Origin of the sequence: Micromonospora sp. ATA51, assembly GCF_016802855.1 — a bacterium.
GTDB lineage: Bacteria > Actinomycetota > Actinomycetes > Mycobacteriales > Micromonosporaceae > Micromonospora > Micromonospora sicca.
The window spans coordinates 1-6,572 of sequence record NZ_JAEVHJ010000354.1; the positions used below are offsets into that span (position 1 = coordinate 1).

Sequence of the window (6,572 nt, forward strand, 5' to 3'; positions counted from 1 at the left end):
CCCGCGTCCGCCCCCGCCCTCGTCGCAGAGCCGCCGGCCGAGATGCCGCCCCCGCTGGATCTCGGCGCGGTCGCCGGCGAGCTGGCATCCTGCTGCGCGGGGGCGACGACGACCCGATCCGGCACGAGCTGGTGCTCGACGGGCTGGTGCGGGCGGCCGGCGGGGACCGGAACACCGCCGCTCGGGTGCTGGAGCCGTTGATCCCGCAATGGCCCGGGCTCTGGCCGGCCCTGGTCGCCGCCGCCATCGGACGCGACGCGCCACCCCACCCCGGGTACCACCCGCGGTACCACACCGAACGCCATCCGATGACGCTCTTCGTGGAACGCCGGGTCGCCGAACTCACCGCGCGGCTGGTCACTGCCCCGCCGGTGGCGCTGCTGGCCACGCCGGCCACGGTCGCCGGACATGTCGACCCGGCCCGGGTTCTCGGCCTCCTGCTGGAGGCAGAACGCGACGGCTGGCAACCTGGCGAAGCCGACCTGACGCAGGCCATCCTGCGCCTGCCTCGCGTGGTGGACCGCGCCGTCCGGGCGACCGCCGCGCGCCTGGTCTCGCCGGCCGGCCGCCGGTTCGCCGGCTGGCTGGCCACTCCCGCCGAACCGCGGACCTGGGTCGAGGAGGTCGGGCACCAACCGTATGTCTCCAGCCGGCGGATCGCGATGCTGGACCCGGCCGGCCTGCCGGCCGAACTCGCCGATCCGCGCAGCGCGGCCGAACGGGCCAGGTCCGCCCGGAACGCAACAGCCGTGGCCCTGTGGCCGATGATCGCACCGTCGCACCGCGAGGCAATGGCCGCGCACATCCAGCCGTTCGCCGCCGCCATCGTGGACCGCGGCAACCCCGGCACGGGTTTCCTCGCGGGGCTCGCGGCGGCCGACGGCCCGGTCGGCCCGGCGATGTCCCTGACCATGGCGTACGCGCTCGCCAACCACCGGCAAACCGCGCGGCTAGCGGCCGGCGACGCGCTCATCGAACTCGCCGCCCGCCCGGGCTGGGACAGCACGGGTATCGGGGCGAAGGTAGGGACACTCGCCACGGCAGACCGGATCGTGCTGCAGCGAATCGTCCAGCCCTTGGCCGAGGCGCTCAAGGCCGGCGCCCGCGACACGGTCTGGCAGGTGACGTCCGCGGCGCTGCCGGTCCTCCTGCCCGCCGGACCGCGCCCTGGTCTGGCCGACCTCGTCGACCTCGCCGCCAACGCCGCTCCTCGTGGCGGCCACTCCGCCGACCTGCCCGGCCTGGCCGCGCTCGCCGCCAAGCCTGGCCGCAACCGCCTCACCGAGGCCGCCCGTCGGCTCGCCGCGTTCATGCCGACCTGACCTCTTCCGGCCCGCCGAAGAGGTCACCGAGCAGAAAGCGCTGGTCAGCGCACTGTCGATGGGATCGGAGTCTCAGCTGTGGGGACACGCACAGCGCGTAGCCAGTCGGCTGGCCGTGGCACTCACGCCAGTTCGGCCATCACTGCGCGGACCATTCGGCGGCCGTGCTCGGCCATTCGCGGGAAGGTGTGCCGGTAGTAGTCGATGCCGGTCAGTGACGGTGCGAGGGCCCAGCCGCAGGCGCGGCGCCAGGTGGCGTCGTCGTACCCGACTGCCTCTCGGTAGGCTTTTCGGGCCGCGCCGGTGAAGGTCCATAGCGCCGGAGCCACGTCCGGCGCCGGATCGCCGACACCGAGTGCGCCGAAGTCGATGACCGCGGCCAGTCGGCCGCGGTCGGTGATCAGGTTGCCCGGCTGCAGATCACCGTGGATCCATACGGGGTCCCGGTCCCAGTCAGGAGCAGCCAGGCAGGCGTCCCAGGCCGCCTCGGCCGCGGTCACATCGAAGCCGTCGTCATGCTCGGCGAGCCGGGGCAGCACACGGCGGACGCCTTCATCGGCGTGGAGCAGGGCGGACCCGCGGGAACCCGGTGGCTTCAACGGACCTCCGGCCGGGTCCACCCCGTGCAGGGCGCGAACGAAGGCTGCCACATCGCGGGCCAGGAATACGTCGTCGCAGCCAAGCCTGGGAGGCGTGCTCCCCACGACCCACGGCACCACGGTCCACCGCCACGGATACCCCGCGCCCGGCTCGCCCACCTGAAGCGGAACTGGAATCCGCACGGGCAGGTGGGACACCAGCAAGGGCAGCCACCGCGCATCGGAATCGGCCTGGTCGACCGCCCAGGCAATCTTGGGCATACGGGCGACGAGTTCGTTGCCGATCCGAAAGAGTACGTGGTCGGTGCCCTCCAACTCGTCGGGTAGGGGTGTCACGGGAAGGTCGGCCCACTGCGGGCACTGGGCCGCCACCAGGCGGCGCACCTGCCCGACGGTGGCTCGGATCTCGTCATCATGGATGGGCACGGCTGGCACGGTAATGCGGTTAGGCGGTGAGGTGCCAACTGATTAGGTGTCCAGCACCGACGCACCCGAAGGACTACGGCGCCTGATCGAAGTAGGTGCTCTCCTAGCACGTCGCCCACCGGCTGGTGCATGACGGTGAGACGGCGCTCGACGTGCCGGCGAAGCTGTCGGCGCAGGTGCCGATGCTCGCCACCGGCAACGGCCGCAAGACCGACCCGGTGGATGCGCAGTCGCGATGGTCGCGCTGCGCACCCCGAATCTCGTGCCGGTTCAGGTCGATGCGGACCTGGTCGTGATGGGGATGCTGGTCGACCGCCGCGACGAGCTTGGCCGGGCACGGACGCAGACCATCAATCGGCTGCACCGGTTGTTGTTGGAGCTTTCCGCGTGGGGTTTGCGGCGGCGGCCGGTACAGCCGCAGATCGGCGGGGGAAGCTCCGCCTCGCCCGCGCCGGCCGCCTGGCGCACCGTCCGGTTCGCGTCGCCTGGTTCACATCCGGTGGTGCGCAGCAGCTCGCTGTTCGCCGTACGGAGATCGATCGTCACTCCGTCGCCGTACGAGCGGACGCCCTCGGCCCACGAGGTTGCCGCGACCCGTCCTCTATCAGTCCTCATCCCCGCTCGCACATCTGTTCCAACATCAGGGTGGCGGCGCTGACACGAACGTGTCACGCGGTCCCAGCGTGCATGACGCCTTGAGAATGGGCAGCGGCTGCTCGTAACCTCGCCGCCCCGGCCCCCAGCACTCCTCGCATCCGGCCTCGCGGTCGCCATCGGGGTACTGGTTCCGGTTCCACCGGCCCATCGATGGTGTTGGTGGAACGATGGAAGACGTGGGAACTACGAAAACGACTATGCCTGCTATCTCGCCGCTTGCCGGCGAGCCGATTAAGCGTGCCGATGCCGAGCGGCTCGCGGGAGTGCTGAAGGCATTCGCCGACCCGGCCCGGCTGCGACTGCTCAGTCTGATCCAGGCCGCTCCGGAGGGCGAGGCGTCCGTGAGTGACCTCACCGCGCCGCTTGGTCTCTCCCAGCCGACCGTGAGTCATCACCTTCGGATCCTCACCGAGGCCGGCCTGCTCGAGCGCGAGAAGCGGGGCGTCTGGGCGTACTACCGCATAGTGCCGTCCGCGATCGCGGCGGTCGCCGACCTGTTGACGCCGCCGCGCAAGCGGGCGACGAAGAAGGCCCGCTGAGCGGCACTCTCGAGGGCCGCACCGTCGTAGAGGGCTGGCAGGATGCTCCTTGAGCATCAGCCCTCGCCTCGTGGCGTCCTTCCGCGTGCCGGCGAACGCTCCTCGCGTACCGGGCGTCGCCCACACTGCGGACACGCCCGCCGTCCAGCGGTGGCCGCACCGCCGGCTCGTCGTGATCCGCCGGGACGACGAGCTGTCGGCGTACGAGCTCGACCTGCTCCTCGCCGGCGACGACGCTCCCGCCGCCCGGTTCCCGGCGCCCTGGCCCCGCATCGGGGATGACGACCGCTGCCTCATCGACGTCAACCCGTGCGGGACGCGGTTCCTCACGGTTGGGGCGCGCGCATCGCCGCCGAGGCCTACCTGGGTACGGGTTCGAGGAGTTGCTGGGTTTCGTACCAGAGTTGGGCCTGCGCGCTCGGGTCGTTCCCTGGTGGCGTGGGCTGAATCTGGCGGGTTCCGCGGACGGTGTAGTAGCCGCCAGTGCGTCCGGTGAAGCGGGAGTCGGTGGCGAGGGCGACGATGAGGCCGGTGCCGCGCGCGGGGTCGCCGATCCTGAGCCGGGTGAGGACCTTTCGGAGGATGCCAGCGAAGCGGAGCTCGCGGCCGAGGCCGGTGGTGTTGAAGCCGGGGTCGAGGCAGTTTGCGGTGATGGTGGTGCCGGCGAGACGGCGGGCGAGTTCCATCGTGAACATGATGTCGAGCAGTTTCGTCTTGCCGTAGTGCTCGGATGACCCGCGCGCGCCGAACGGGCTTGTGTCGGTGAGATCCTGCGGGATCCGGAGCGTTCCGTGACGGCGGGAAGCTTCGGACGCGACGTTGACGATCCTGGCGGCGGGGGCTCGCTGAAGTGCGGGCAGCAGTGTGTGGGTCAGTAGCCAGGGGGCGAGGTAGTTGACGGCCACCATTTCGGGGTAGCCGTCGGGGGTGGTGCGTGGCTGGAAGGCGTGGATGCCGGCGTTGTTGACGAGTACGTCGATGTGGTCGTAGCGGTCGGCGATCTCGTGGCCGATACGCCGGACGTCGTCGAGCCGGGTGAAGTCGCCGAGGAATGCGTCCACGCGGTCGGTGCCGATCTCCTGGCAGGTCTGCTCCGCCTTCTGCTGGCTGCGGGCGGTGATGATGATGCGGGTGCCCTGTTGGGCGAGCTTGATGGCGGCCAGGCGGCCGAGTCCGCTGGTGGCGCCGGTGATGACGATCGTGGGTTCCATGACTGTCCTGTTCCAAGGTTTGTCGGCGCTGGGTCATCCGGTGACGAAGGGGTGGTCGGCCTCGACGGCGTCGGCGGCCCGCTGATGGTGGGCGCGCCGGCGAACGGCCAGGGCTATGAGCATGCGGCAGCGGCTATATGACCGCGCCGACCAGCAGGGTCGTCTGCTTGCCGGCGAGGAACGACATGTTCGTGTAGTCGGTCAGGGTGGCCGCGAGGTGGGGTGTGGCTCCCTCGGGATTCGGCGCGACGCCGCCAGCGACGGCGGTGCCGAATCGCTTGAGCGGCCGGGGTCAGCGCGGTAGGCAGACCCGAGTGGTCAAGAAGATCGCTGAAGTGTGCGCTGGTGGCGACGGCCATGAACCCGCCGAGCACGGCGACTCCGAGGGTGGCCCAAGACGGCTGGCGGTTTGCTGGGCACCGGCCGCAGGACCGGCAAGGTTGACGGGCGCGTTGCCGACGGTCGCGTTGACGGTCGCGGTGAACAGCAGGCCAAGCCCGATGCCCATCAGTGTGAGGCCGACGGCGAGTTGCGGGTAACCGCTGTCGAGCCGGGCGAACGAACTGCGTACCAGGCCGGCTGCCACGAGTGGGCAGCCGATGACGAGTGCCCACCGGTCGCCGATGCGGGTGATGACACGGCCGGAGAGGATCGCTCCGACGAGCATGGCCAGGCCCAGCGGAAGCAGCCGCACACCGACCATGGTTGCTGACAGATGCTGGATCTGCAGCCGGAACAACGATACGACGAAGAGCCGTGGCCACGACCATCTCCGCTCGAAGTAGTTTGCCGATGCCCATTACCGTAGCCCTGATATGGTGGAGATATGCAAACTACCTCACCCGGGGACGAGAGCCGGCACAAGATCGAGCTGGCCCTCGGTGAGCGGATCAGCGCCCTCATCAGCGCGACCCGGGCGTTGAGCGAACGCAGCGCCGCGCACTTCCATCCGCACCTGCAACCGGCCGCGTTCCACATCGCGCGCTGGCTCTACGCCTTCGGGCCAGCACGGCCCAGCGAGGTCGCCGAGGCCGTCGGAATGGACCGCAGCTCCACCAGCAGCCTGATCGGCAAGATGCGATCACTCGGCTTGCTGGACAGCTCACCGGCCCTGGACGACCGGCGCAGCATTATCGTCCGACTCAGCCCAGAAGGTCGGCAACGGGTCGCGGCAACGCTCGAGGAGCGCGGCAAGGAGTTCTACACCCGCACGCAGGACTGGTCGACCGCCGACCTCACCCGACTCGTCGAACTCCTCGGGCGTCTCACGGCCGAGCGATCTTCCGAGACCGGGAGTTAGGTCCTGAGCTCGAGGGCCATGGGCCCCCAAAGCCACCCTTACATCGCCGCACTACGTCCGGCAAAGTCGCGCGGTCAGCGGCATGAACGAATGAGTTTGGATGGTGTGACCAAGCTTGCCCCGGTCGACGCACGCCGCCCCTTCGTAAATGGGTAGCGTGAGCGCAGGGAGGCAAGCAGGCTCGTGCCCGTGACGAGCAGCGACCTGTGGGACGAGGACACCGCGGAGCGGTACGACGACATCTCGGCCGAGATGTTCGCACCCCACGTGCTCGACCCCGCCGTGGACTTCCTCGCACCGCTGGCGGGTTCCGGCCCCGCGCTGGAACTCGCGATCGGCACGGGCCGGGTGGCGATCCCGCTCGCCGCCCGAGGCATCTCCGTGACCGGGATCGAGCTGTCGCAGCCGATGGCCGACCAGCTGCGGCGCAAGGTGCCCGCGGAGGACTTGCCGGTCGTCATCGGTGACATGGCCACGACGACCGTCCCCGGCCAGTTCTCGCTCGTGTACGTCGTGTG

7 protein-coding genes and 1 pseudogene are annotated in these 6,572 nt (G+C 70.2%); 5 read left to right on the plus strand and 3 right to left on the minus strand.

Annotated elements, in window-relative coordinates:
* Positions 1–1,322: pseudogene (locus JNW87_RS32700) on the plus strand (hypothetical protein); the annotation flags it as partial.
* 122 nt (positions 1,323–1,444) lie between these two features.
* On the opposite strand, the gene JNW87_RS32705 reads toward JNW87_RS32700, so the two are convergent.
* Positions 1,445–2,305, minus strand: a complete 861-nt coding sequence (locus tag JNW87_RS32705) for an aminoglycoside phosphotransferase family protein (protein ID WP_238455010.1) — start codon at positions 2,303–2,305, stop codon at positions 1,445–1,447.
* Positions 2,306–2,582: 277 nt separating this feature from the next.
* On the opposite strand from JNW87_RS32705, the gene JNW87_RS32710 reads away from it, so the two are divergent.
* Together JNW87_RS32710 and JNW87_RS32715 are read left to right on the plus strand one after the other, a co-directional pair.
* Positions 2,583–3,005 carry a hypothetical protein gene (locus JNW87_RS32710; protein WP_201749736.1) on the plus strand — a complete coding sequence of 141 codons (423 nt, stop codon included), beginning with the start codon at positions 2,583–2,585 and terminating at the stop codon, positions 3,003–3,005.
* Positions 3,006–3,171: 166 nt separating this feature from the next.
* The gene (locus JNW87_RS32715; protein ID WP_109802888.1) at positions 3,172–3,543 is read left to right on the plus strand and encodes a helix-turn-helix transcriptional regulator; all 372 of its coding nucleotides are present in this window, start codon (positions 3,172–3,174) and stop codon (positions 3,541–3,543) included.
* Between the two features lie 359 nt (positions 3,544–3,902).
* Here the strand turns inward: JNW87_RS32715 and JNW87_RS32720 are convergent, their stop codons facing one another.
* Both JNW87_RS32720 and JNW87_RS32725 read right to left on the minus strand, forming a co-directional pair.
* Complete coding sequence (locus tag JNW87_RS32720) at positions 3,903–4,754, minus strand: SDR family NAD(P)-dependent oxidoreductase (RefSeq protein ID WP_109802887.1); 852 nt, start codon at positions 4,752–4,754, stop codon at positions 3,903–3,905.
* 292 nt (positions 4,755–5,046) lie between these two features.
* A complete protein-coding gene (locus tag JNW87_RS32725) occupies positions 5,047–5,493 on the minus strand; it encodes an MFS transporter (protein ID WP_146231135.1) in 447 nt (148 codons plus the stop codon).
* A gap of 87 nt (positions 5,494–5,580) precedes the next feature.
* Here JNW87_RS32725 and JNW87_RS32730 point away from each other — a divergent pair, with 87 nt between their 5' ends.
* Together JNW87_RS32730 and JNW87_RS32735 are read left to right on the plus strand one after the other, a co-directional pair.
* Positions 5,581–6,054, plus strand: coding sequence for a MarR family winged helix-turn-helix transcriptional regulator (locus JNW87_RS32730; RefSeq protein ID WP_109802885.1), 474 nt, complete (start codon positions 5,581–5,583; stop codon positions 6,052–6,054).
* 189 nt (positions 6,055–6,243) lie between these two features.
* On the plus strand, positions 6,244–6,572 hold a 329-nt coding region (locus JNW87_RS32735; protein ID WP_238455011.1), incomplete at its 3' end, for a class I SAM-dependent methyltransferase.

Bases quoted from the DNA above. Each gene is read 5' to 3' on its own strand.
- JNW87_RS32710 (WP_201749736.1), top strand. From the start codon at position 2,583: ATGGTCGCGCTGCGCACCCCGAATCTCGTGCCGGTTCAGGTCGATGCG.
- JNW87_RS32715 (WP_109802888.1), top strand. From the start codon at position 3,172: ATGGAAGACGTGGGAACTACGAAAACGACTATGCCTGCTATCTCGCCG.
- JNW87_RS32720 (WP_109802887.1), bottom strand. From the start codon at position 4,754: ATGGAACCCACGATCGTCATCACCGGCGCCACCAGCGGACTCGGCCGC.
- JNW87_RS32730 (WP_109802885.1), top strand. From the start codon at position 5,581: ATGCAAACTACCTCACCCGGGGACGAGAGCCGGCACAAGATCGAGCTG.